The following is a 26,394-nucleotide window of genomic DNA, read 5'->3' as shown; positions in this document are numbered from 1 at the left end:
AGGGTCGGATGACCTAGGCTCATATGAGCGTGTAATAAACGCAGGAGGCTGAACATGGCAACGGTAATCGTCATCGGCGCGGGTCTGGGGGGCATGTCTGCCGCCTACGAACTCAAGGCTGAACTGGGCAAGCAGCATGAGGTGATCCTCATTAATGACAAGCCGGACTTTGAATTTACCCCCTCCAACCCCTGGATTGCCGTCCAGTGGCGGGAGCGCAAGGAGACCTCGATCCCCATCGAACCCCATGTGAAGAAAAAGGGGATCCGCTTTATCCATGCCGCCCTGACCGAGCTGCAACCGGCGGCGCAGCAGCTCACCCTCTCCGATGGCCAGACCCTGCGTTACGACTTTCTGGCGATCTGCACCGGCCCGGCCCTCGCCTTTGACGAGGTGACGGGGGCTGGCCCCGAATCCGGTGGCACCACCAGCGTCTGTACCCTCTCCCACGCCGAAGAGTGCCGCCACAGTGTCAGTGCCCTGGTCGATGAGCCCGGCCCTGTGATTGTCGGCGCCATGCCGGGCGCCTCCTGCTTCGGTCCCGCCTACGAGTATGCGTTCATCCTCGATCGCCACCTGCGCGACAAGAAGGTGAGGAAAAATGTGCCCATGACCTTTGTCACCAGCGAGCCCTACATCGGCCATCTGGGTCTCAACGGCGTGGGCGACTCCAAGGGAATGCTGGAGAGCGAACTGCGGATGCGCGACGTGCAGTGGATCTGCAATGCCCGCACCGTGGCGGCGCAAGATGGCCAGATGACGGTGGAGGAGCTGGACGATGAGGGCAACATCAAGCGCACCCACACTCTGCCCTACAAACACGCCATGATGCTGCCCGCCTTTGTCGGCATTGCGCCGCTGCGGGGCATCGAGGGGCTGGTCAATCCCCGCGGCTTTGTCATCGTCGACGAACACCAGCGCAACCCCGCCTTCCCGCAGATTTACGCCGCCGGTGTCTGCATCGCCATTGCACCGTCGCACAAGACGCCGGTACCGACCGGGGTGCCCAAGACCGGCTACATGATTGAGGCGATGGTGCGCACCCTGAGCCACAACATCAAGGCGGAGCTCAGCGGCCAGCCGCCGGTGACCAAGGCAGTGTGGAATGCCATCTGTCTGGCAGACATGGGGGGACACAGGTGCCGCCTTCGTCGCCATGCCGCAGATCCCGCCGCGCAACGTCGCCTGGTTCAAGAAAGGAAAGTGGGTCCATCTGGCCAAGATCGCCTTCGAGAAGTACTTCCTGCACAAGATGCAGGTGGGGGATACCGAGCCCATCTACGAAAAACTGATGCTCAAATACCTCGGCATCGACAAGACCGAATGACCCCGCAGACCCGGCCCTCGCCGGGTCTGCTTTTGGCGGCCCTGCGCGGCAAAACGGGGCTTTCGATTATGTTTCAAGATGTTGCTGCGGGCGGCGCGGGGTTTACCCTGCCTGCCGCCTCGGCTATCATTCGAGCCTCTTATCAATAGCGGAGACCATCAGTGGGCAACTCATCAAGTGACAGTTGTAGACCGACCCTCATCGTCGGTACCAAGGTCGCGAGCTAGCCGCAGGTCTTTCTCTGCCGCATGCTCGCAACCCTGCGAGAAGCGGAAATCCACTCCCCTCTTCTCCCTTTTTACACTTGACGTCTGGTGACCTGTGGCCAACCGCCACGGTCGCCATGCCTGCATAGTTTCTGCTTCCCACAAGGAGGCTGCTATGCGTTTTATCTCAATCAAACCGGCTGCGGATCGCGCGGTCGCAACAGGTTCTGTTGCTACCCAGGCTCACCCCCTGTTGAGCCGGCTCGGCCGTGGCATGCTGCCACGCTGGCTGGGCGGCAAACAGCGTCAGCACCACTACCGGCTGCAGATCCGCTGTGAGGATCGCGCCGATATGGAACAGGTGCTGGATATGGTGAACCACACCCTGCAACCGGCGGGGCTGCAACCAATGCAATCGATGAAGCCGGGTCGCGGCGGCGGGCGAGAGCTGGTGCTCAACCTGCAGTGCACCCCGCCCCAGCGACGCTATCTGGTGCAGTTTGTTCATCAGGTCGGAGTAGCACATCCGGTGCGCTGGCAACTGCGCCCGCGCATCGACTGCGATCCCGAACTCAACTGACCGCACACCTGCGTTAACCACAGTGAAAGGGGCCGGCCACGCTGGCCCCGCTTGTTGCGTCCTCTCCGAGCGTCAGGGCATCCGATGATGCTCACGCCCCGGGACGCCGCGTTTTGTTTGTCTGCTGGCCATCCGCGCAATCATCCCCTGATCCATCCGCCTCCCGGCGTTTCATCATGGATTGCGCCAAGCCAGCGCTTATCAGAAGGAGTACGCCATGAAGATGTGGCAACAAATTGACATGATCTCCCTGCTCGACACCCTGGCCAGCCTGCTGCTCGCCTTTGTGCTCGGCAGTCTGGTCGGGCTGGAGCGCCAGTACCGCCAACGTACCGCGGGTCTTCGCACCAACGTGCTGGTCGCCGTGGGGGCCGCCCTGTTCGTCAGTCTGGCCCAGCGCATCTATGACCTGCACGGCGGCAACTACAACGTGGTCCATGTGGTGGCCTATATCGTCTCCGGCATCGGCTTTCTCGGCGCTGGCGTCATCATGCGCGAGTCGGGCAATATCCGCGGCATCAACACCGCCGCCACCCTCTGGGGCGTAGCAGCGGTCGGCGCCGCCTGTGGCGCCGGGCTCGCCATGGAGGCCATTCTGGGCGCCCTGTTCGTGCTGGCAGCCAACACCCTGCTGCGACCGCTGGTCAACCAGATCAACCGTCGCCCGGTGGACAATACCGACACCGAAGTGACCTACAAGGTGACGGCCCTGACCCAGCGCGAACATCAAAAAGAGGTGCTGCACTGGCTGGAAGAGATGCTGGAGCAGGCCAACTACCCCTTGAGCGAACTCGATATCGAGCCGTTTGGCGAGGGGGATCTGGAGATCTCGGCGGTGCTGCTGGCTACCTCCATCGATGGCGACGAGCTGGATGCCCTGATGGTGAAACTCGGCATCCACCCCCATATCAAGCAGGTGTTCTGGCGCACCAGTACCACCGACTGAGCTGTCGGTCAGAGTCATGGCTCCATCCGCCAACAGCAAAAAGCCCCGCCAGCAATGGCGGGGCTTTCTCATATGGATGGGCGAAGAGTGGCTAGCGGCGACTGCGCCAGCGCACCCTGGGGGTGATCACCTGGGCGGTCTGTGCGGGAGGATTGCCCGCAATCAGTTGGTGCATCAGCTCGAAGGCGGCGAGGGCCAGCGCCGGACAATCCTGCGCCACCGAGTCGATACGCATGGGGATGCAGTCGAGCAAGTCGTGATCATCGAAGGTACACAGCCGCATCCCTGTCTCCATCAACCCCGCCTCGTTGAGGTAGCGCAGTACCCCTTCCAGCAGGGTAAAAGAGGCGGTAAAGAGCCCCCTTGGGGGCGCCCCCAGCTCGGCCACCAGCTCGGCCATCAGCTGATAACCGGAGCTCGGCTGATAGTCGCGATGGCGCACCCGGGCGGCATCGGCTTCAAAACCGGCGCGATGGAGCCCCAGCTCATAGCCCGCCAGCCGGTGACGACTAGGGGAGAGATCCAGCAGGCCACCGAAGTAGTAGATCTCCTCGCCGCACTCGCTGGCCATGTCCCGCACCAGCTCGGCGGTCGCCTTGCAGGCATCGGAGATCACCATGGGCAGGCGCGACTCGCCGATGTGGCGGTCGAGCTGCACCACCGGCAGGCGGTCGTGGATGCGGGCATAGATGTCATCGCTGTGGCCGCTGGAGGCGACAATCAGCCCGTCCACCTGACGGCTGATGAGGTTGTCCACCACCCGCTGCTCGAGAGCGGGATCATCCTCGGAGCAGGCGATCAGCAGCTGGATGCCCGCCTCCCGGCAGTGGGCCTCGAGGGCGCGGGCGATGCGGGCAAAACCGAAGTTGGTGAGATCGGGGATCACCAACCCCCAGGTGTAGCTGCGGGTCTCGCGCAGGGAGCGGGCATGAAAGCTCGGCAGGTAGTGACACTCCTCCGCCACCGCCTGAATGCGCTTGCGGGTATCGTCGGCAATCCGGTACTCCGCACTCTTCCCGTTGAGCACCAGACTGGCGGTTGCCTTGGACACCCCCGCCAGTTCGGCGATCTGGGCAATCGTGATCCGTTTCTTCTTCTCCACCTGGCCTCCCGGCTGACTAGAACCGGGCTATTGTACTAGGCACGCCGACAGCGGCCAGTGATTGAGGCAAATTTTGCAGCCATCATTGCCGTTACCTGATGAAAGTTGCGGCTTGTCCCCGGGGAAGTAGCGCGCCGACAGGCTGTGTCGCCCCTCATCGATGAAACACTCCAGACTGGAGCGATCGCACAGCACAGAGATCCGCCCGCCAGCCCATGGGCTGCTGCGGGTCTCCCACGCCCCGCTCTGCCAGTTCTGGCGCCGCAAGGTGAGGCGCCCCGGCTGCCACACCAGCTCGGCCACGGCGCCGAACCAGAGACGCCCCTCACCGCAGAGATCCAGATCGATCCAGGCCGAGTCGATGGCCAGCCCCGGAAATTCTCCGAGCGTCCCCTCGAAACGGGTCAACTCTCCCTTCAATGCCGCAAGCTCCGCCACCGGCCGCTGGCAGAGCCACTCATCCTGCCAGAACAGCTCCCGCGGGCAGCTCATCTGGTGGAGCCAGCCGTGAGCGATCGTAGGCTGGCTCATCTCGTTCTCCTCCGGCAGCCCCAGCCAGCCAAACAGCAAGCGCCGACCCTGGCTATCCAGAGTGGTCTGGGGGGCATAGAACTCGAAGCCCCGGTCCAACTCGTGGAAAGCCCCGTGCTCGAAGCGCTCGCCGTCGAAGTTGCCAGAAAGCCAGCCGCACTGGTAGAGGTTGCGATAATCCTCGCCTGCCGGGGCAATCCCCTGCGGGCAGCTGATCAGCACATGGCGCTCCCCTAGCGGGAAGAGATCCGGGCACTCCCACATATAGCCAAACTCACCCAGCCCACCTCGCCCGCTACCGGCGATGGGGCCCACCCGCTGCCAGCTTTGCAGGGTGTCACCGCGATAGAGCAGCACTTCGCCCTTGTCATCCAGGGTGCGGGCCCCCAGCACCATCAGCCACTGCTGGCCGTCGTGCCACACCTTGGGGTCGCGCACGTGGCCGCTGTAGCCTTCGGGCAGATCCAGCACAGGCCCCAACTTCTCGAAGCCTCCCTCACCGTCGGCGCGGGCCAGACACTGATAAGCGGTGCGGCCGCCATCCGGGTATTTGACATTGCCGGTGTAGATGAGGGTCAAACGCCCCTGCTCGTCGCTCACCGCCGAGCCCGAATAGCAGCCGTGGCTCTCATAGGCTTCGGTGGGCAATAGCGCCACCGGCTCGTGTTGCCAATGCAGCAGATCGGTGGAGGTGACATGGCCCCAGCCCTTGTTGCGGTGCTCGCAACCGAGCGGGTTCCACTGGTAGAAGAGGTGGTAGCGCCCGTCGTGCTCGATAAAGCCGTTAGGATCGTTAAGCAGCCCCACCGGGGCTGCCAGATGCCAGCGGGGCCGATGGGGATCGGCCGCCGCCTTGAGCTGTCCGGCCAGCAGCGACCGGACGATCTGGTTGAGAAGTTCGCTTTCCTTCATCACTCCACCTTGTACTTGAGCAGGTAGGAAGCGGCGAAGGCGGCACCAAAGGCGATCACCAGCCCGATGATGTAATGAATAAGGCTCATGGGCTGGACGATGGCCATGCCGGGAATACCGGTCAGCCCTACAGCCGTCATCCCCACCTTGGCCGCCACCACGTAGGCGCCGCCGCAGGCCCCGCCAAACAGACCGGCGAGAAAGGGTTTGATGTAGCGCAGGTTGACGCCAAAGATGGCCGCTTCCGTGATACCCAGCAGGCAGGACATGGCAGCCGGCACGGTAATGGCCTTGATCTTCACGTCGCGAGTCTTGAAGTAGACCGCGAGGCAAGCCCCGCCCTGTGCCACGTTGGCCATGGCCCAGATGGGCAGCAGGAAGTTGACGCCAATTTGCGGATTGGCCAGCAGCCCCGCCTCGATGGCGTGGAAGCTGTGATGGATGCCGGTGATGACGATAAGCGAGTAAGTGCCGCCAAATACCAGCCCCGCCAGCCAGCCCGCCTGCTCATAGAGGGCGCTCAGACCGAACGAGATGCCATCCCCCAGCACCCGACCCGCCGGGCCGATAAAGAGCAGTGCCACGAAGCCGGTGATGATGACGGTCAAAAACGGGGTGAGGATCAGATCCAGCGCATCCGGAATGCGCTTGCGCAGCTGTTTCTCCAGATGGGACATAAACCAGACTGCCAAGAGCACCGGGAAGACGGTGCCCTGATAGCCGATCATTGCCACATCCAGCCCGAAAAAGTCCATGGTCTTGAAACCACCGGCCACGCCCCAGGCATTAGTCAACGCCGGGTGGGTGAGAATGCCGCCAAGGGTCGCCCCGAGGTACGGATTGCCGCCAAACTCACGTGCTGCCGTAAAGCCGATGAGGATCGGCAATATGATAAAGGCCGCCGAGCTGAACATGTCGAGCATCACAAACAGAGCGCTGTCGGCATTGGCCCAGCCGTAGGTGCGCACCATGCCGAGCAGCCCCATCAGCAGGCCCGAGGCGACGATGGCCGGAATGATCGGCACGAAGATGTTGGAGAGGGTTCGCGCCAACCGCTGGGCCACGTTGAGCTTGGCCGCCGCCATGTCGGCCAGCTCAGCCTTGCTGGCGGTGCCGGTACCGGTCAGCGCCACAAACTCCGCATAGACCTTGTTGACCAGACCGGTGCCGAAGATCACCTGAATTTGGCCCGCGTTGCTAAAGCACCCCTTGACCCCCTCCAGCTTGTCGATGGCAGCCTTGTTTACCTTGCTGTCATCGGCCAGCACCAACCGCAGCCGGGTGGCGCAGTGGGCAGCGCTGACGATATTCTCCTTGCCCCCGAGCAGGGGCACCAGATCCTTGGCTATCGCACTGATATTCATATTCTTCCTCTTATGACCCGCCACGCTGGCGGGCCCTTGTCACATGAGAGTAGGGGCTGTCGAGCCGGGCTTCTAGCCTCAGCTCAACAGTCGCTTGCGCCTGATCGCAAAAAGGCATCCAGTTCGGAGCGGGTCGGCAGCGCCGTCATCGCCCCCTTGGCGGTGGTGGCGAGCGCCCCACAGCCGTGAGCCTGAGCCAGAATGGCGGGCAACTCGGCCAGAGTCGGCAGCGACGAGCGCCCGGCCAGCGCCGCCAGCAGACCGGCGACGAAGGCATCCCCCGCCCCCGTGGTGTCGATGGGCGTCACTTTCTGCCCCACCCACTCCAGCAACTCGCCATCAAGGCGAGCCACTACCCCGGCCGCCCCTCTGGTCACCAGCACCAGCGCCGGGCCAGAGAGAGTCGCAAGCCCAGCAGCCAGATCATCCTCGCCGCTCAGCAGTTGCAGCTCCTCGATGGAGAGCTTGACCACATCCGCCTGCCCGATGGCCTGACGCACCAGCGGCAGCATCTCGGCCGGGTTGCCCCACACCTCGGGGCGCAGGTTGGGGTCGAAGCAGACCCGCCCGCCTGCCGCCTTGATGTCCGCCATGGCCTGCAGGCAGCTGGTGCGTACCGGCTCGTTGGCGAGCGCGATGGAACAGGTCAGCAACCACTGACCGGCATCGAAGTGGGGCAACTCATCCGGGGTGAGGAACTGGTCGGCACTGGGGCGCACCATAAAGGTGAAGCTGCGCTCCCCCTCATCATCCAGTGCCACCAGCACGGTAGAGGTGCGATGGTCTGGATCGAGCCGCAGCGCACCGATATCCACCCCCTCCCCGCTCAAGGTGTCGGCCATAAAGCGGCCGAACGGATCGGCACCAACCCGGCCGATAAAGGCCGCATCGCCACCCAGCCGTGCCACACCAACCGCCACATTGGCGGGCGCGCCACCCGGACACTTGAGGTAGTGCAACGCCCCTTCCGGGATCAAGTCCACCACCGCATCCCCCATTACCCACACACGATTCGTCACCTTGCTACTCCACTGCTGCATCGGATCCACGGTCCAACCCGAACTCTGTTCTGTTGGCTGGCATTATCAGCTAAACCGTTTTAGCCAACCAACAGATCTCGGCACCGGCTGCCATTTTTGTGATCGGGATAACGAACTAGAACCAGGTTTCCATCTGCACACCAAAGTTCCACTCGCCACCGGCGGTGAAGTTGCTCTGGCCCATGGCATCGTCGCTGGCGTAGTTGTTGAGCTCGGAGGACCAGTCCATCCAGCTGGCGAACACCCGCAGTTCGGGCCGCTCGAAGAAACCGGCGGTCTGCGCCTTGAAGGTGGGGGCGAAGGTGAGCTTGGTGAAGTTGCCGTTCACCGCCTGGCGTCCCTTGTAACCCTTGGGATCGAGATCCATGTACTGCCAGGCCGCCTCGTAGACCAGCTCGACGTTCTGGCTCAGCACCTGCGCCACCCGGGTATTGAAGGTAAGCCAGCGGTACTCATCCCCTTTCACGTAGCGATCCTGACTCTGCTCGGCCAGCAGGGTCGGGGCAAAACGCCAGCGCGAGTTGAGATCGGTAGCGCCAAACACAGCGACCCGCACCGCATCGGCGTCCGGCAACAGCTCGCTGTCAGAGCCCAGCCCCTTGACCTCGGCCCCCAGCCCATGACCATACAACACCGCCGCCTTGGCAAAACCGGGGTTGAGGCCAAAGAAGCTCTCGCCGTGGTAGGCCAGCAGGGTGTGTCCCCCCTTGTCCGCCGCCTCGCTGCCCGCCCCCTTGTCATTGATGCGGGCGTCATTGTCCTTGGCCGAGAGACCGTTCACCATCCACTGCCAGTTACCGACGCGGTTGTTCATGGTGAGGATGTAGCTCTCGATATCGGAGAGACCGCTGGCGCTGATGTCGCCGTAATCCCGGCCATAGAGGGAGAAGTTGGCCTTCCAGCTGTCGGCCAGCTGCACGTCGTAGACGCCGCCGCCGGTACCGGCCAGGAACACCACGTCAGAATCGAGCCAGTGGATGTCGAAGTTGTCGCGGTCAAAGCGCTTACCCGCCCAGAGCACCGCATTCTTGAAGGGGCCGTCGAAGCTCGCCAGATTGCCGATCTCGGCAAACACCTGACGGGTATTGAGGCTCGAATCGCTGGCGGTCCAGTCGTTGCTGGTCTCCACCCCGTCAGCCAGCATCAGCTTGTAGCGGGCCCAGCTGCCATCCTCGAAGGTCTGGGTTTTCAGCAGGTTGGCCTCCATGTAGGTGTCATCCTCGTTGCCAAGGCGACCGACGGCCCCGCCCACCGAACCGGCTGGCGTGATGTAGGGGCCGCCGCGCCCACCGTTGCCATTGCTGTTTACCAACAGGCCCGAGCGAGCGTAACCGTGAAACTCGAAGCCCTGGGCACCAGCGCTCTTCTCATCCACCTTCTGGCTGCGGTTGTTGGCCACCTGCGCCTGCTCGCTGGCCGCACTCGCCTTCACTTCCGCCTGACTGGCACGGCTCTCTGCCGCCTCGGCTCTCGCTTCAGCCGCCTGTACCCGCGCCTCCAGCGCCGCCAGTCTGGCTTCGACACTCTCACCTGCGACACTCGCCTGCGCCGCCCACAGCGGGCTGCTCATCCCCAGTCCCAGCGCTACCGCCAGCGCCAACTTGCTCTTGAACATCATCATCTTCCTCACCTGTCATCTGTGGCCCGGACGGGCGCTGTTGTTATCGACAGCCAGAGCATAGCTAAACCAATTTAGCTAACTCAATATGACAACTAAACCGTTTCAGCAACAGTGTGAGCGGGATAACATTTGTACAGCAGGAATTGGCGGGAGTTGTGAGGAGGATCCCTCATCAGGATCCACTCAATAGGGCGGATCCTGGCTAAACGGCGGGCAAAAAAAGAGCCGGAACAAGGCCGGCTCTGTTTATTCGGGTCGCTGAAATCAGCTGGTCAGATCGTCGAAGAAGCGTTTCACCCCTTCGAAGAAGCCTTCCGATTTCGGCTTGTGGGTCTTGGCAGCGGCACCGCTGAACGACTCGTCCAGCTGGCGCAGCAGCTCTTTCTGCTGCTCGGTGAGGTTGACCGGCGTCTCGATCACCACCTTGCACATCAGGTCCCCTACCTGGCCGGAGCGCACGGACTTCACGCCCTTGCCGCGCATGCGGAACATCTTGCCAGTCTGGGTCTCCGAAGTGACCTTGAGCTTGACGCGGCCATCCAGGGTCGGCACTTCAATCTCGCCACCCAGCGCAGCTGCGGTGAAGCTGATGGGCACTTCGCAGTAGAGGTTGTTGCCGTCACGCACGAAAATTTCGTGCTCTTTGACGTGCACCTGTACGTAGAGATCCCCTGCCGGAGCTCCTGCTTCCCCCGCTTCCCCTTCGCCGGAGAGACGGATGCGATCGCCGGTATCGACGCCCGCCGGAATTTTTACCGACAGGGTCTTGGTGCGCTGGTAGCGACCTTCACCGTGACACTTGCGGCACGGATCCTTAATGATCTTGCCGCGGCCGTGACAGTGTGGACATGCCTGCTGTACCGCGAAGAAGCCCTGACGCATCTGCACCTGGCCGGAGCCGTGGCAGGTCGGGCAAGTCTGGGCACTGCTGCCGGTGTGGGCACCGGAGCCGTTACAGACTTCGCAGTGAACCAGAGTCGGCACCTTGATCTCCTTGGAGACCCCGCGTACCGCCTCTTCCAGCGTCAGCTCCATGGTGTAACGCAGGTCGGAGCCACGGGCCGGGCCACGACGGGCACCACCACGGCCACCGCCGAAGATGTCACCGAATACGTCACCAAACATGTCGGCGAAGTCGGCACCGCCGCCAAAGCCACCGTGGCCACCGCCACCCTGGCTCGGGTCGACACCGGCATGGCCGTACTGGTCGTAACGGGCACGCAGGTTGGCATCGGTCAGGACCTCGTAGGCTTCCTTGACCTCTTTGAACTTCTCTTCGGATGCGGCATCACCCTGGTTACGATCCGGGTGATACTTCATGGCCAGGCGCTTGTACGCCTTCTTGATCTCGCGATCGTCGGCATCTTTCGCCACACCCAGTACTTCGTAGAAATCGCGCTTCGACATACTCATCCTGTGGTTACGCAGACGGGCGTTGGTTACCCAACGCCCGTGAATTCATTGACCAAGCCGATGGGCGAAGCAGACTCCGCCCATCTGGGTAGGGCTTACTTCTTGTCGTCTTTCACTTCTTCGAACTCGGCGTCGACTACGTCGTCGTCAGCCTTGGCAGAAGAGGAGGACTGACCGGCATCAGCACCGGCTGCACCCTGGGCCTGAGCCTGCTGCTGGGCAATTTCCATCAGCTTCTGGGACGCTTCCAGCAGAGCCTGCTGTTTGGCTTCGATAGCAGCCTTGTCGTCACCCTTGATGGCCACTTCCAGCTCGCTCAGAGCGGCTTCGATCTTGGTCTTGTCGTCGGCAGGCAGGGCTTCACCGGCTTCGGTGATCTGCTTGCGTACGGAGTGGACCAGACCATCAGCCTGGTTGCGAGCCTGTACCAGCTCTTCAAACTTCTTGTCCTCGGCCGCGTTGGCTTCGGCTTCGCGTACCATGCGCTCGATCTCGTCATCAGACAGACCAGAGGAGGCCTGGATGGTGATCTTCTGCTCTTTGTTGGTCTCTTTGTCTTTCGCAGAGACGTGCAGGATACCGTTGGCATCGATGTCGAAGGTCACTTCGATCTGCGGCAGACCGCGCGGTGCCGGACGGATGCCTTCCAGGTTGAACTGGCCCAGAGACTTGTTGTCGCTGGCGCGCTTGCGCTCACCCTGCAGCACGTGAATGGTCACGGCAGACTGGTTGTCTTCGGCAGTGGAGAACACCTGGGACTTCTTGGTCGGAATGGTGGTGTTCTTCTCGATCAGCGCAGTCATCACGCTACCCATGGTTTCGATACCCAGGGAGAGCGGGGTGACGTCCAGCAGCAGTACGTCGGTCTTGTCACCGGACAGTACGGCACCCTGGATGGCAGCACCCATGGCCACGGCTTCGTCCGGGTTGACGTCTTTACGCGGCTCTTTGCCAAAGAACTCGGCAACGGTCTTCTGAACCAGCGGCATACGGGTCTGACCACCAACCAGGATCACGTCGTCGATCTCGCCAACTGCCAGACCGGAGTCTTTCAGGGCGACACGAACTGGCTCCAGAGAGTCTTTCACCATGTCTTCCACTAGTGATTCCAGCTTGGCGCGGGTCACCTTGATGTTCATGTGCTTCGGACCGGTGGCATCTGCAGTGATGTACGGCAGGTTGACGTCGGTCTGCTGGGCAGAAGAGAGCTCGATCTTGGCTTTCTCGGCGGCATCTTTCAGACGCTGAAGAGCCAGCTGGTCGTTACGCAGGTCGATGCCTTGCTCACGCTTGAACTCGTCTACCAGATAGTTGATGACGCGGTTATCGAAGTCTTCACCACCCAGGTGGGTGTTACCGTTGGTCGCCAGTACTTCGAAGGTGGTTTCGCCTTCCACTTCGTCAATCTCGATGATGGAGATATCGAAAGTACCGCCACCCAGGTCATAGACGGCAACCTTGCGCTCGCCCTTGACCTTGTTAACGCCGTAAGCGAAAGCAGCAGCAGTCGGCTCGTTGATGATGCGTTTTACATCCAGACCGGCGATGCGACCGGCATCCTTGGTAGCCTGACGCTGGGCGTCGTTGAAGTAGGCCGGAACAGTGATAACGGCTTCGGTTACCGGCTCACCCAGGTAGTCTTCAGCGGTCTTCTTCATCTTTTTCAGCACTTCGGCAGAGATCTGCGGCGGTGCCATTTTCTTGCCCTTCACTTCAACCCAGGCGTCGCCGTTGTCAGCTTTGGCGATGGCGTACGGCATGATTTTCAGGTCACGCTGCACTTCTTCATCTTCAAAACGACGACCGATCAGACGCTTGATGGCGAACAGGGTGTTTTTCGGGTTGGTGATGGCCTGACGCTTGGCCGGCTGACCAACCAGGATCTCGCCATCATCGGCATAGGCAATGATGGACGGAGTAGTACGATCGCCTTCTGCGTTCTCGATCACGCGAGCAGTGTCGCCATCCAGAATAGCGACGCAGGAGTTGGTAGTACCCAGGTCAATACCGATGATTTTACCCATTTGACGAATCTCCAAATACTTTGAATAAACTGGCGAGGAACTCGCCTTAATGCGTTAACGGCTAGGTGGGGGCTGCCAATCTGGCTTTCAAGCTCCCGGCATCAAATTTTTTGTGCCGCCGCGGCCTTGCTACCTATATGGGGTCGCCAGACGCAGCTTCAAGCCCCAACCCTAAAAAACCACACCCTTTGTCATGGTTGCGCGGTCACGTTGAGCCGTAAACCGGGCAAGATGAACAGGTGCTGCACTGCGAAACAAAAAGCCCGCCACGGGGCGGGCTCGGGCACCCACAGCCAATCAGTCGACCGCTTTGGCGATCATCACCATGGCAGGACGGATCACCCGACCGTTGAGGTCATAGCCCTTCTGCATCACTGCAATGACGGTGTTAGGGGCCACATCGGCACTCGGTACCATGCTCATCGCCTGATGGGCGTTGGGGTCAAACGGCTGGTTGATCGGGTCGAGCGCCACCAGACCAAACTTGGCCACGCCGCTCTGCATGGATTTCAGGGTCAGCTCGACACCTTCGATCATCGGCTTGAGGGCTTCGTTCTCCTTGTCGGCCAGTTCGATGGCTCGCTCAAGGTTGTCCAGCACCGGCAGCAGTTCATTGGCGAACTTCTCCAGAGCGAATTTGTGCGCCTTCTCCACATCCAGCTCGGTACGACGACGCAGGTTCTCCATCTCGGCGGCGGTACGCAGGGCGCGTTCACGCTCTTCCGCTGCTTTTTGGATGGCGGTTTCCAGCTGCGCTTCCAGTTCGGCAATACGGGCCTGCTCGGCTGTCACTTCACTGTCTACATCGGTCGGCTCGACTGGCTGGGCTTCCACTTGCTCCATCGCTTCAACCTTTTGCTCTTCGTGGTTCATGACATCTCCAATTCCGGGGTTACTTATGAGGGCCCTGACGTCTGGTTGAGCGACCGGACGACAACAGACCGACTATGTTGGCGCTATTATGGGGATGCATCCCCGGCTTTCAAGGGGTAAAGGGCAATCAGGGTTGCTGAATAGCCGCAACCGTCGGTTTATCCGGGTTACCGCTCACCGTTTAACCAGTAACCTCAAGGGGATAGCCACCCCCGTCACACGGGAGAGCGTCACAAGCGGAGCAAAGCACTGTATACTGGCCCGCAATACCCATCCCAGATCTGACTGACTATGGATTCTCCGTTCAAAACCATCGCCCTGATTGGCAAACCCCACCATGAGGGGGCCAACCAGACGCTGACCGGCCTGCATCAATACCTGACCGTCCGCGGCTTTCGGGTTCTGGTGGAGAGCCGGGTCGCCCAGACCCTGAGCATCCTCGATGAAAACGTGATGGATCTGGTGCAACTGGGCCAGCAGGCCGATCTCGCCATCGTGGTCGGCGGTGACGGCAACATGCTGGGGGCGGCGCGGGTGCTGTCACGCTTCGATGTGGCGGTGATCGGGGTAAACCGGGGCAACCTCGGCTTTCTGACCGATCTCTCGCCACAAGATTACCTGCTGCCGCTGGAGCAGGTGCTCTCCGGCCACTACAAGAGCGAACACCGCTTCCTGCTGGAAGCCTCGGTCTATCGCCACGGCGAGCGCAAGTCGAGCAATCTGGCGGTCAACGAGGCGGTACTGCACCCGGGCAAGATCGCCCACATGATCGAGTTCGAGGTCTATATCGATGGCAGCTTTATGTATAGCCAGCGTTCGGACGGCATCATTGTCGCCACTCCGACCGGCTCAACCGCCTACTCCCTGTCGGCAGGTGGCGCCATCCTCACCCCCAAGCTCAACGCCATCACGCTGGTGCCCATGTTCCCGCATACCCTGAGCAGTCGCCCCATCGTACTCGATGCCGACAGTGAAGTGCGGCTGCTGGTCTCGCCGGATAATCAGGACGATGCCATGCAGGTCAGCTGTGACGGTCAGGTGACCCTGGCGGTCCACCCGGGGGACGAGATCCTCATCAAGAAGAGCCACCATCAGCTTCATCTGGTGCATCCCCTCGACTACAGCTACTTCCACGTGCTGCGCAACAAGCTCGGCTGGGGCAGCAAGCTGTTCTAATCAGCTTTGACCGACAACGGCATTGCCAGAGAAGGGCGCCTGAATTGGCGCCCTTCTCTTTTCTTTCGTAGCAACCGCCCCTGCACTCTCATATCCGTACCGCGTGCCAATGGTCAGTACCGCATTCTCATAGCCATACCGCACTGGCGCGGCTTTCCTTTGTTAAAAATGGCGGCGCCCTCTTTACTGTATATAAGACCAGTATATACTGGATGCATACACAGTAATGTTGACCTATACAGGATGAGACCATGCTGACCCAGCTGACCGTCAACAACTTCGCCATCGTCAAGTTTCTCGAACTCGATCTGCAACCGGGCATGACCTGCATCACAGGTGAGACCGGTGCAGGTAAATCCATCGCCATCGACGCTCTCGGTCTCTGCCTCGGAGAGCGGGCCGAAGCCGGCATGGTGCGACCCGATAGCGACAAAAGCGAGGTCAGCGCCCGCTTCCTGCTGGACAACAACCCGGCCGCCCGCGCCTGGCTCGCCACCAACGAACTGGAAAACGAAGGGGAGTGTATCGTGCGGCGAGTCATCTCCGCCGAGGGCCGCTCCCGCAGCTATATCAACGGCGTGCCCGTCCCCCTCACCCAGCTCAAGAATCTGGGCCAGCTGCTGGTCAACGTACACGGTCAGCATGCCCACCAGATGCTGCTCAAACCCGACTATCAGCTCGCTCTGCTCGATGGTTATGCCGGTCACCATCTGCTGCTCGACGAGGTGCGCCAGCACTATCAACAGTGGCGTCAATTGCAAAACGAGCTGAACCGGCTCAAGGCCGAGCAGCAGCAGCGGGAAGCCCGCCGCCAGCTGATCGAGTATCAGGTGCAAGAGCTGGACGAATTCGCTCTGCAACCGGAGGAGTTCGAAGAGATAGAGGAGGAGCATCAGCGTCTGGCCAACGGCACCGAGCTGATGCAGGAGTGCGGCGCTTGCCTCGACCTGCTCTATGACAACGAAGAGACCACTATCGCAGGGCTGCTGCAATCGGCCGTCGATCGGGCCGAGGGGCTGGTCAGCATGGACAGCCGCCTCACTCCGGTACTGGAGATGCTGAACGAAGCGCTGATCGGCGTGCAGGAGAGCCACAGCGAACTGCGCAGCTACCTCGATCGGCTGGAACTGGATCCCGAGCGTTTTAACGAGCTGGAGGCCCGCCTCTCCAAGGCGATCAATCTGGCCCGCAAGCACCATGTCAAACCGGCAGTTCTGGCTCAGTACCATCAGGAGCTGGCCTCGGATCTCGCCCGCCTCAACTCTGACGAAGAGCGGTTAGAGGGGATGGAAGATGAGCTGGCCGAAGCCCGTCAGGCTTTTGTCCAGGCCGCCGAAGCCCTGAGTCAGAGCCGTCAGCGTTACGCCCAGGAGCTGGGCGCCAAGGTAACCAGCAGCATGCACGAACTGGCGATGCCCGATGGCCGTTTTGCCATCGAGGTGCGCCCCGATGCCCAGAGCAGCCTCTCTCCGCTGGGTATAGATCGGGTGGAATTTATGGTCACCACCAACCCGGGCCAACCGATCCAGCCGCTTGGCAAGGTGGCCTCAGGCGGTGAACTGTCGCGCATCAGTCTCGCCATCGTGGTGATCAGTGCCCGCAAGATCTCCACCCCGACCCTGATTTTCGACGAAGTGGATGTGGGGATAAGCGGCCCGACTGCCGCCGTGGTGGGTCGCCTGCTGCGCCAGCTCGGCGAGTCCACTCAGGTGATGGTGGTCACTCACTTGCCTCAGGTGGCAGGCAACGGCCACCAGCATATGGTGGTGAGCAAGCATACCGATGGCAAAACCACCGAAACCCAAATGAGTGCCCTTGATGAGACCGCCCGTCTCAACGAGCTGGCACGCCTGCTCGGTGGCGACCAGATCACCGACAACACCTTGGCAAATGCCCGCGAGCTGCTGCGTCGATGAATCAGGTGATAAAGCCGATTTGCAGCGATGGCGACTGATAGCGCTGACCGAACATGCTGACTGCGCAGGCACAGGCGAGAGCTATGGCCTGCGCAGCCAGTAATAGCCAATAGCCAATAGCCAATAGCCAATAGCCAATAGCCAATAGCCAATAGCCAATAGCCAATAGCCAATAGCCAATAGCCAATAGCCAATAGCCAATAGCCAATAGCCAACTGTGATAACTGAACTCGCGTCAGGATTACCGACCCAGATCAATAAAATGGCGAGTTAGGCGAAGCTGGCAGCAACATGGGCGTGGATCCGGTTGCCTTCATGTGGCGGATTTCGCATAGTGTTGCCCCCCTTTATGGGTATCCAATTGTGAGGCTTTGTCTATGATCCACGTTTTTGGTCACAAGAATCCTGATAGCGACAGTATCTGCAGTGCGCTGGTTATCACCGACTGGCTCAATGGCCAGGGCCGTCAGGCCACCCCATGGCGTCTGGGTGACCTGCGCACCGAAACCCGTTTTATTCTGGAGCAGGCTGGCGTCAGCGAACCCGAGTTGCTGACCAAAGATTTGACCGGTGAAGATGTCTGGCTGGTGGATTTCAGTGATCTGGAACAGGGCCCTGCCACACTGGCACAAGCCAATGTACTGGGCCTTGTGGATCACCACCGTCTCGGCACTCTGGTCACCCAGTCTCCGCTGGATGCCTGGATCCGGGCCGTCGGCTGCACCTGCACCATCGCCTTCGATCTGCTGAGCCAGCAAGGTACCGTGACCCGCAGCCAGGCTCGCCTGATGCTGGGTGCCATCATGAGCGACACCCTCTGTCTCACCTCGCCGACCACCACCGAGCAGGACAAGATCGCCTGTGAGCGTCTGGCACCGCTGGCCGAAGTATCGCTGGCCGAATTCGGCCAACAGTTGCTGATGGCGAAAACCGACCTGAGCGGCCTGACTCCGGCTCAACTGCTGCAGCAGGATGAGAAAGCGTTCCAGGCGGAAGGTTGCAGCTTCATCATGAGCCAGATCGAAGTGGGCAGCGAGCAGCAGCTGGCAGAGCACCTGCCAGCCCTGCAGCAGGAGATGGCCCAGCGCGTGGCGAGCGAAGGGCTCGACTTCTTCGTGCTGATGGTGACTGACCTGACTGCGGCTGCCAGCCGTATCTACTTTACCGAGCACGCCAAAGTACCGGCAGAGTCCAGCTACCACCCGGGCTTTGTCAGCCGCAAGAAGCAGGGGCTGCCCTGGGTGATGGATCTGCTGGCCAAGGCCTGATCTTCCCTCGCCATCACCTATTCCAAAGCCCTGCCTCTGCGCAGGGCTTTTCATCGCCACCGCCAACCGCACTCCCCACCCTCTTGCTGATCATCTTGCTCACCCCTCCGGTCTCTCACGTACGTCTTCCACTGCTTATTGACAGTTAACGCCATAACTTTGCTTACATATTTGCGGCTGTTATTTATCAGGGCTTTGCTGCAGGATAATCGCCGCGCACAACCTTTTCCGTTTCCATTCAGGTGATCGATGAACATAACCCCCAAGCAGAGAACCCTGGCCATCACCATGCTGATCGCCGTGGTGCTCCTCGGCTGGCTGCTCTGGCCCAGTCCCCCCCCCAAGGCGATGCTGACCGCTCAGGTGACCCGTGAAGATATCGCCCAGACCGTGCTGGCCAGTGGCGTGCTGCAGGCCGTGGAGCAGGTGGATGTGGGGGCCCAGGTCTCCGGTCAGGTTACCAAGCTGGCCGTTGAGGCAGGTGATCAGGTCAAGCAGGGAGACCTGCTGGCCGAGATCGATCCCCTGATTGCCCAGAACAACCTCAAGACGGCCGAGGCGGAGCTTGCCAGCAACCGCGCCCAGCTCAAGATCAAGCAGGCGCAACTCAAACAGAACGAACTCGCCTGGCGGCGCCAGCAGCAGATGTTCAAGCAGGAGGCGAGCTCACGGGCCGATCTGGAGAGTGCCGAGGCACTGCTGGCTGTCACCCGCGCCGAGCTGCAAAACAGCCAGGCCAATATCGACAATGCCCTGATCAAGGTTGATCGGGCCAAGACCGAGCTGGGCTACACCAAGATCCTGGCGCCTATGGATGGCACCGTCATCAGCATTGTGACCCGTCAGGGCCAGACCCTGGCTGCCAGCCAGACGGTGCCGACCGTGCTCAAGCTGGCCAACCTCGAGACTATGACGGTCAAGGCGCAGATCTCCGAAGCTGATGTCACCAAGGTCAAAGCCGGCATGCCGGTCTACTTCACCCTGATCGGCGATCCGGATACCCGCTATCAGGGTACCCTTCGCGCCGTGGAGTTAGCGCCTACCAACATCAACGATCAGGCCACCACAGGTACCACCACCAGCAATGCGGCCGTTTACTACTACGCCCTGTTCGATGTACCCAATCCCGACCATACCCTGCGGGTCGCAATGACCACCCAGGTGACCATAGTGCTCGGCGAGCGCAAGCAGGTGCTCACTGTGCCGCAAACAGCCCTCGGCAAGTCGCTGGGTGACAACGAGTATGAAGTCACCGTGATCAAGGACGATGAGACAACCGAAACCCGTCATATCAAAACCGGTATGAAGGACGAGATCCGCATTGAGGTGATCAGCGGGCTGAGTGAGAAGGAGGAGGTGCAGCTCAATCACGGAGCCCCCGCCGACAATGATGAGATGGCGGTGATGCTATGAGTGAGCCCCTGAACCAGCTGCCGTTGATCCAGCTGAAAGGGGTCGAGCGACGCTACCAGAGTGGCGACAGCGAAGTCACCGTGCTCCACCCTCTTGACCTCACCATCACGGCAGGAGAGATGATCGCCATTGTCGGCGCGTCCGGCTCTGGCAAGTCGACCCTGATGAACCTGCTGGGTTGTCTCGATAGCCCGAGCGGCGGCCAGTACCTGTTTCGCGGTCAGGACACCGCCACCATGGATGCGTTGGCGCTGGCCCGGCTGCGCTGCCACCACTTCGGCTTTATCTTTCAGCGCTACCACCTGCTGCACCATCTCGATGCCGCCGCCAACGTGGAGATCCCCGCCGTCTATGCCGGCACCAGCCGCCCGGATCGCCAGGTGCGCGCGCGTCAGCTGCTGGGCAGACTGGGACTGGCCGATCGCAGCCACCATACACCGGGCCAGCTCTCCGGCGGTCAGCAGCAGCGGGTCAGTATCGCCCGGGCGCTGGCCAATGGCGGCGAAGTGATCCTCGCCGATGAACCGACCGGCGCACTGGATAGCCAGAGCGGCAAGGAGGTGATGGCGATCCTCAAGGAGCTGCACGCTCAGGGCCACACCATCGTTCTGGTCACCCACGATATGAACGTGGCCAGCCATGCAGACCGGATCATCACTCTCAAGGATGGTCGGATTGAACAAGATAGCGGCCCCTGCCAAACGGCCGTGTTGGCTCCAGCCACCGCTGTAGCCCCTCAAAAAATAGCGCCCACTAAAGGTGCCATGGGCCACGACTGGGATCGTTATCGGGAAGCGGGACGGATGGCGATGCATGCCATGCTCGCCCACCGGATGCGCACCTTCCTCACCATGCTCGGCATCATCATCGGTATCGCCGCCGTAGTGAGCGTGGTGGCGCTGGGGCAAGGGGCGCGCGCCAAGGTGATCGACCAGATCAATGCGATGGGCACCAACACCATCGAAATTTTCCCGGGCAAGGGATGGGGCGATGAGAAGATGGCCAGCATCCAGACCCTCAACAAGGGGGATCTCGATGCCCTGTTGGGGCAACCCTATCTTGCAGGCGCCAGCCCCGAGATCGGCAGCTCAGGGCAGTTGCGCTATCGCAACAAGACCAACAGCGGCAATGTGACCGGGGTTGGTAACGACTATTTCAAGGTGAAGGGGATGACGCTGGTCAGTGGTCGCTTACTGGAGTGGCAAGATATCCAGCAGCGTGCCGCCGTTGCCGTGGTGGACAAGAAGAGTATCACCAGCCTGCTTGGCAAGGAGGATCCTGTAGGCAAGGTAGTACTGGTCGGCACCTTGCCGGTGCGGATTGTCGGTGTGGTTTCGCAGGAGACCGGCTTCGGCCCCACCAGCCAGTCGGTCAATATCTGGCTGCCCTACAGCGCGGTGATGAGTCGCCTCATCTCGCAGCACCACTTCAGCCAGATCACCATCCGGGTCAAGGACGGGGTACAACCGGCACTGGCCGAACAGGCGGTGATCGAGCTGATCACCAAGCGCCATGGAGTGAAGGATTTCTTCACCTTCAGCAGTGACAGCATCATCAAATCGGTGGAGAAAACCACCGCCACCATGACCCTGATGGTCTCGGCCATCGCGGTGATCTCGCTGATCGTCGGCGGGGTGGGCGTGATGAACATCATGCTGGTGTCGGTGGTCGAACGCACCCGCGAGATCGGCATTCGCATGGCAGTGGGCGCCCGCCAGTCAGATATTTTGCAGCAGTTCCTGATTGAAGCTGTGATGGTGAGCCTGCTGGGGGGGATCTTCGGCGTCGGCCTCTCGCTAGGCATTGGTGCACTCTTTTCAGTGCTGGTGGACTCCATCAAGATGCAGTTCTCGCTCTTCTCCATCCTGATGGCCTTTGGCTGCTCGTCACTCATCGGGATCCTGTTTGGTTACCTGCCGGCACGCAATGCGGCGCGGCTCGACCCTGTTGTCGCACTGGCGAGGGAATAACAATGCACAAACTCTCCTGGCTGGCTCTCTGCATGGCCCTCAGCGGCTGTAGTCAGCACAGCACCTATCAAAGACCCGAGCTGGCGATCGCCCCTGCATGGCAACAGGCAGAGGGCGCCCAACTGGCTGCGCAGGCTGGGCCCTGGTGGCGGGAATTTCATGATCCCCAACTCGACAAACTGGTCGAGGCGGTACTGGCCGCCAACCCGGACATGCGTGTGGCGGCCCTCAAGCTCAAAAGCGCCAGACTGGGCGCCGAGCAGGCCGATACCAACCTCACACCCTCGGTCAATGGCACTATCGCAGCCAGTGGCAACAAGGATCTGAAAACCGGCAAAGGCACCAACAGTCTGGGCCCCTCGCTGAGCCTCAGTTACGAAGTGGATTTGTGGGGCAAGCTTGCCTCGGTGCGAGATCAGGCAAGCTGGGAGGCGGCGGCAAGCGAGCAGGATCTCGCCAGCACCCGACTGCTGCTGATCGGCAATACCCTGGAGCAGTATTGGCAGCTCGGCTATCTCGGCTCTGCCATCACCCTTGGGGAACAGCAGTTGGCCAACCTGTCCCGAACCGAGCAGCTGACCCAGACCAAATACCAGGCTGGCGCCATCACCCGACTTGATCTGGCGCAGGCACGCCAACTGTTGGCAGGAAAACAGGCTGAGCTGGCCTCCCTCAAGGCGCAGCAGGAGCAAGCTCGCAATGCCCTGCGTCTGTTGCTGGGCCGCAGCAGCGGGCCGCTGAGTATGCAGCCGCTTCCCTTGTAAAGCAGACCATTCCTGAACTTGCGGTGGGTATTCCGGCTGATGTGCTGGCACGCCGCCCCGATGTCAAAGCGGCCGAATTGCGGCTGCGCAAGACGCTGGCAAAAGGGGACGAGATCCGCACCAGCTTCTACCCCAGCCTGACCCTGACCGGCAGTGCCAGCACCGCATCCGATAGATTGGCGCAGGTGCTGCAAAATCCGGTCGGTACGCTAGGGGCCAGCCTTGCCCTCCCCTTCCTTGAATACAACCGCACCCAGCTTGCCATCGAAAGCTCAGCGCTGGATTACCAGATTGCTGAAACCGAGTTTCGCAAACAGCTCTACACCGCACTGGTGGAGGTTGAAGACAATCTGGCCGCACGTCACTATGGCCAGCAGCGACTCGATTATCTGCAGGAGCAGCTGAGTTATGCCCGGGAGGCCGAACGGCTTGCCAAGGCTCGCTTCCAGGCGGGTGCGACCGGTGTACAGGCTTGGCTTGATGAGCAGAACCGGCTGTGGGATGCCCAGCAGAGCCTGCTGGCCCAGCAAAAAGAGCAGCTCACCACCACGGCCAAAATCTATCGCGCCCTGGGTGGCAGCGATAGCGTGACGCCCCGATAGCGCTTCACCTGGCCATTCCCCACTCTGTCGGCAGAGTGGGGAATGCCATCGCCATCGACCGCACAGAATTCCCTCACCCACACGGCAGACGAACGCCATTGCCCATCATCAAGGGGCAGTTATGGCAGCACAGCCAATTACATACATCGGCGACCCTGAATATCCCGGCCATACCTTGCAGCTCTCTCTATACCTCACGCTCCCTGATCGGAGATAACGATTACCGGATATTCCATCAGCTGAGAGCTCGGCTCTTGCCAAGCCGCGCCCCGTGAATCATGAGCGACATATCCGAAGCGCATATCTGCACGACGCACACAAATAGCGATATCACGCAGTTAATCCTGCACGACAAAATTAATCGCAAACAGCGAGTGATATTGAGCAAAGTAACAGTGAAGTGAAACGACGGTAAAAAGGATACAAGCGAGGATGTAGAGAGCAGTGGGGCGGAAGGCGGATTGGATAACCACGAGTAAAACGGCAAAAAATAATGCCGCCCTTAGGCGGCATTATTCAATCTCGGAACCTGACGAATTAGATCAGGAAATCGTTCAGGTCTTTACCCAGAGCTACTTGAGCAGCAATGGCTTTCGGCATACGGCCTTGACCGGTCCAGGTTTTTTCCTGGCCATCTTCTTCGTACTTGTATTTAGCCGGACGCGGAGCACGCTTGCTCTTGGCAGCGCCAGTCGCAGCAGCCGGAGCTGCTGCAGTCGCCAGCAGCTCGCGAGGATCAATACCAGCCTGCTGCAGCATCTCGGTGAATTCATTCAGCTTGCGCTGACGCTCTTCCTGTTCAGCACGCTCCTGTTCAACAGAATCGGCGCGCTCTTGGTAAACCAGGTCAAACTTCTCTTTAGCTTCCAGCAGTTGCTCAAACGGCAGCTCACGAATAGCCGCACGCAGACTGCGAATGTTCAGCAGAACTTTCAGAAACTCGTTCATTATTTCCTCACAAAAAAGTCGGTTACAGGGATACCGTTTCAGAATAGCATGGACAATTCTCGAGAACATACAGTTTTTCTATATTAACGTTATTTTTTTCTTAAATTTCACCATCAAGATCGAATGCTTGCCACTATCAATAACAAACTGGCTGGAATGCAGATCTTCTGGGTAGAGTGGTGATTACCATCTTGTGTTCAAGAAACATCAGTATTTCAAGACTCATTAATTTCCAGTTCAGCATCCAACAAAACAAACTCGGTAACCTGCTTTATAAGCCTGAGCGCACATTTCTACCATACGTTCAACATCATGTGACAAGACTGTGCCTATCTGTTTAGCAATGAACACGTCTAGAACCTGTCCCTTCACCTGATGATTAGGGGGATACTCCCAATTGACTATCAACCCATTCGGCGCCACCAATAAAATTACATATTAATCAATTAGTTGAAAGCAAAGTGTGACATTTCAAATATGCTTTTCGTCGCCCGTTTGACAGACGCATACGTCCGAAAACAGACTGTTCAGATACTAGTTGCCCAGAAGGAAAAAAAATAAAAAAGCCAGCCGTTTTTAAGGGCTGGCTTTCTATGTATCCAAATAGCACTATTTATTTTTGGTTATATTCTTGCCTGATTGGTCAACACCGCTAATCACTACCTGTGAAGCAGATTCAGTTAAAAGGGGCTCGGTTGGATAGAGCTTAAGTGCTTCTGCCCGCATCGCATTGGCTTCCTCTATACGACCCAATGCATTAAGCGCGATCACCATATTGGCGTATATGTTGGCACGCGGTGTATGGCGTACGAATGCCTGCCCCCACCCCAGATAAGCTTCCAGTTCGGTCTTGTTATTTGTCTGCAAGCCCACCATCAGACGAACTGAGTTCACATCAAATTCCACTCGGGTCAACCAAGCCATGGGATTGACGATATCAAGTAGCAAAGTCGGCTCTTTATACCCACCTCTTTCGTACTTTGTGACTACCCATGCGGTGTGAATTGCTGTGAGCATAAAGGGAACAACCAGCAGTGGGATAGCGATCGCCATAAATCGCAGTAACAACCATGGTCGGCACTCCATATCCCACCATGATGAGAAACCCTGACTAGCCAGGTTGGTCTCTTCAATTTCGGTATCGATGATATAAATCAGCGTCAGCAACAGCCACCATAACACGATCGCATGGTAGAGTGGGTATTCCGTCTGGGTATGAAGCAATATCGGTGTAACCAGAGCAAGCAGCCCCATGGCATTTACCCAACGCACACTCGCCAGACGCCATAATAATGCGCCTCCCATGATCACCATGCCGACCATGGGTGCAATACCGCCCTCAACAGCCCAATAGAGAAACTCGTTGTGGGGGTGATCAAGATTGTACTCAATCTGCACCATGGACGGATTCAGTGCTTTATCAGCCATGTAGTGATGGAGAAAAACAGATTCAAAACTGCCGTATCCCCAACCACTCCAGGGAGCCTGTGCAATCAGTTTTGCCGCGTAAGGCCAGTAAATCGAGCGCATACCACCGGACTGATAGATCTCTAATCCGCGTTTTACTCCAGCCAGCCAATATTGTGATAACAGGCCAATCGCTACAGCCAAAATAACCAGACCCAATATCCGCCATAGCAACCGCTGTCGATAAAGCTGAGGCATCAGTAAAAACAGTGCTAGCAGACCGCCTAACTGCCCTACTCGGGATTGCAAAACAACGAGCAGCAGTGCTGCAGATAGAATGACGCCATAGCGCAGCGCCATCAGTAATCGACCACCCTCTCGGCGTAATTCCAGCCAGATAGCAAGGGCAAGGCCAGTTGCCATAAACGTCGCCATCACGTTTGGCTGTTGAAAGATCCCGTATGGGCGATTGGCTTTGGTGTCATAACCAATCCAGTTACCTGGCGTTAAAAGGTAGAATTGCACCATACTCAGCAATGCCTCCATCGCGATCGCAATCAGGATGAGATAGAGCAAGCGATCACGCTGCAACTTATCAAAGTGCCATTGATAGAGTCCAAACAAAAACAGCAGACCAGCAAAAAGCCCCAATATTCTGGGAATGGCATAATCCTTGAATGCAAAACCTGGATAGAGCATCGGAAGCAGTAGCAAGAGAGCCCCTATCCATAAACCCGCTTGTAATGGAGAAAAGAGCAGGCGCTGACGTAACGTCACCTGCCATAATCCCAATCCAATAGCCAACGAGGCAAACACCCATCCCCATGCGTTAAAGGGCAAATACAGCCCCGCACCACCAGGATTGTGCATAAAAAAGTGCATACCCATCAGCCAGTAGAGCACACATAAAACCATCATGATTCGTGTTAACATCACAGCCCAGCTCCTTAGGCCAACCCAACATTGAAAGGGCACCGAAGAGATAGATAAA

General features: G+C 59.5%; 19 protein-coding genes and 1 pseudogene. 9 read left to right on the top strand and 11 right to left on the bottom strand.

Going from position 1 to position 26,394, the window contains the following annotated elements:
• Positions 1 to 54: 54 nt before the first annotated feature.
• The 3 genes from ACTG2B_RS06930 (at position 55) to ACTG2B_RS06920 (ending at position 3,059) form a co-directional block, all read left to right on the top strand.
• Positions 55 to 1,476: an NAD(P)/FAD-dependent oxidoreductase gene (locus tag ACTG2B_RS06930; RefSeq protein WP_439995422.1), complete on the top strand. Its 1,422-nt coding sequence runs from the start codon at positions 55 to 57 to the stop codon at positions 1,474 to 1,476.
• A 232-nt stretch (positions 1,477 to 1,708) separates the two neighbouring features.
• Positions 1,709 to 2,113: a hypothetical protein gene (locus tag ACTG2B_RS06925; protein WP_139494456.1), complete on the top strand. Its 405-nt coding sequence runs from the start codon at positions 1,709 to 1,711 to the stop codon at positions 2,111 to 2,113.
• A gap of 217 nt (positions 2,114 to 2,330) precedes the next feature.
• Positions 2,331 to 3,059, top strand: coding sequence for an MgtC/SapB family protein (locus tag ACTG2B_RS06920; RefSeq protein ID WP_005350335.1), 729 nt, complete (start codon positions 2,331 to 2,333; stop codon positions 3,057 to 3,059).
• Positions 3,060 to 3,150: 91 nt separating this feature from the next.
• Here the strand turns inward: ACTG2B_RS06920 and ACTG2B_RS06915 are convergent, their stop codons facing one another.
• From ACTG2B_RS06915 to grpE, 8 genes are all read right to left on the bottom strand, one after another.
• A complete protein-coding gene (locus tag ACTG2B_RS06915; RefSeq protein WP_439995421.1) occupies positions 3,151 to 4,161 on the bottom strand; it encodes a substrate-binding domain-containing protein in 1,011 nt (336 codons plus the stop codon).
• A gap of 27 nt (positions 4,162 to 4,188) precedes the next feature.
• On the bottom strand, positions 4,189 to 5,604 hold the full coding sequence (locus ACTG2B_RS06910) for a glycoside hydrolase family 32 protein (protein ID WP_439995420.1): 1,416 nt from the start codon (positions 5,602 to 5,604) through the stop codon (positions 4,189 to 4,191).
• Positions 5,604 to 6,968, bottom strand: a complete 1,365-nt coding sequence (locus ACTG2B_RS06905) for a sucrose-specific PTS transporter subunit IIBC (RefSeq protein ID WP_439995419.1) — start codon at positions 6,966 to 6,968, stop codon at positions 5,604 to 5,606. The genes ACTG2B_RS06910 and ACTG2B_RS06905 overlap by 1 nt, the downstream gene beginning before the upstream one ends.
• Positions 6,969 to 7,051: 83 nt before the next feature.
• A complete protein-coding gene (locus tag ACTG2B_RS06900) occupies positions 7,052 to 8,008 on the bottom strand; it encodes an aminoimidazole riboside kinase (protein ID WP_439995418.1) in 957 nt (318 codons plus the stop codon).
• Positions 8,009 to 8,123: 115 nt separating this feature from the next.
• The gene (locus tag ACTG2B_RS06895; RefSeq protein ID WP_439995417.1) at positions 8,124 to 9,629 is read right to left on the bottom strand and encodes a carbohydrate porin; all 1,506 of its coding nucleotides are present in this window, start codon (positions 9,627 to 9,629) and stop codon (positions 8,124 to 8,126) included.
• Between the two features lie 264 nt (positions 9,630 to 9,893).
• A complete protein-coding gene (dnaJ, locus tag ACTG2B_RS06890; RefSeq protein WP_429201057.1) occupies positions 9,894 to 11,036 on the bottom strand; it encodes a molecular chaperone DnaJ in 1,143 nt (380 codons plus the stop codon).
• A gap of 101 nt (positions 11,037 to 11,137) precedes the next feature.
• Positions 11,138 to 13,066, bottom strand: a complete 1,929-nt coding sequence (gene dnaK, locus ACTG2B_RS06885) for a molecular chaperone DnaK (RefSeq protein WP_042053028.1) — start codon at positions 13,064 to 13,066, stop codon at positions 11,138 to 11,140.
• Positions 13,067 to 13,363: 297 nt separating this feature from the next.
• Entirely contained in the window at positions 13,364 to 13,939 is a 576-nt protein-coding gene (grpE, locus tag ACTG2B_RS06880; RefSeq protein WP_005338036.1) for a nucleotide exchange factor GrpE, read from the bottom strand.
• Positions 13,940 to 14,230: 291 nt separating this feature from the next.
• On the opposite strand from grpE, the gene nadK reads away from it, so the two are divergent.
• Together nadK and recN are read left to right on the top strand one after the other, a co-directional pair.
• Positions 14,231 to 15,115 (top strand): NAD(+) kinase, encoded by an 885-nt coding sequence (gene nadK / locus ACTG2B_RS06875; RefSeq protein WP_439995416.1) that lies wholly within the window; start codon positions 14,231 to 14,233, stop codon positions 15,113 to 15,115.
• Between the two features lie 251 nt (positions 15,116 to 15,366).
• Positions 15,367 to 17,031 (top strand): DNA repair protein RecN, encoded by a 1,665-nt coding sequence (gene recN / locus ACTG2B_RS06870; RefSeq protein ID WP_439995415.1) that lies wholly within the window; start codon positions 15,367 to 15,369, stop codon positions 17,029 to 17,031.
• Position 17,032: 1 nt separating this feature from the next.
• On the opposite strand, the gene ACTG2B_RS06865 is transcribed toward recN, so the two are convergent.
• Positions 17,033 to 17,239 (bottom strand): hypothetical protein, encoded by a 207-nt coding sequence (locus ACTG2B_RS06865; protein WP_181269016.1) that lies wholly within the window; start codon positions 17,237 to 17,239, stop codon positions 17,033 to 17,035.
• 169 nt (positions 17,240 to 17,408) lie between these two features.
• On the opposite strand from ACTG2B_RS06865, the gene ACTG2B_RS06860 reads away from it, so the two are divergent.
• The 4 genes and pseudogenes from ACTG2B_RS06860 to ACTG2B_RS06845 all read left to right on the top strand — a co-directional run bounded on the left by ACTG2B_RS06860 (position 17,409) and on the right by ACTG2B_RS06845 (position 23,048).
• A complete protein-coding gene (locus ACTG2B_RS06860) occupies positions 17,409 to 18,299 on the top strand; it encodes a manganese-dependent inorganic pyrophosphatase (RefSeq protein ID WP_042080331.1) in 891 nt (296 codons plus the stop codon).
• Positions 18,300 to 18,548: 249 nt separating this feature from the next.
• Positions 18,549 to 19,712, top strand: coding sequence for a macrolide transporter subunit MacA (gene macA / locus ACTG2B_RS06855; RefSeq protein ID WP_429213923.1), 1,164 nt, complete (start codon positions 18,549 to 18,551; stop codon positions 19,710 to 19,712).
• Positions 19,709 to 21,682 carry a MacB family efflux pump subunit gene (locus ACTG2B_RS06850; protein ID WP_439995414.1) on the top strand — a complete coding sequence of 658 codons (1,974 nt, stop codon included), beginning with the start codon at positions 19,709 to 19,711 and terminating at the stop codon, positions 21,680 to 21,682. Before macA ends, ACTG2B_RS06850 begins: the two co-directional genes overlap by 4 nt.
• A 2-nt stretch (positions 21,683 to 21,684) precedes the next feature.
• Positions 21,685 to 23,048, top strand: a pseudogene (locus ACTG2B_RS06845) (efflux transporter outer membrane subunit).
• A 537-nt stretch (positions 23,049 to 23,585) separates the two neighbouring features.
• Here the strand turns inward: ACTG2B_RS06845 and ACTG2B_RS06840 are convergent.
• On the bottom strand, positions 23,586 to 23,996 hold the full coding sequence (locus ACTG2B_RS06840) for an H-NS family histone-like protein (protein WP_005344269.1): 411 nt from the start codon (positions 23,994 to 23,996) through the stop codon (positions 23,586 to 23,588).
• 609 nt (positions 23,997 to 24,605) lie between these two features.
• Complete coding sequence (locus ACTG2B_RS06835; protein WP_115520846.1) at positions 24,606 to 26,336, bottom strand: PglL family O-oligosaccharyltransferase; 1,731 nt, start codon at positions 26,334 to 26,336, stop codon at positions 24,606 to 24,608.
• Positions 26,337 to 26,394 lie beyond the last annotated feature (58 nt).

Source organism: Aeromonas sp. 30P (assembly GCF_051919805.1).
In the GTDB taxonomy this organism is placed as follows: domain Bacteria; phylum Pseudomonadota; class Gammaproteobacteria; order Enterobacterales; family Aeromonadaceae; genus Aeromonas; species Aeromonas veronii.
This window is presented reverse-complemented; position numbering and strand designations above follow the sequence as displayed.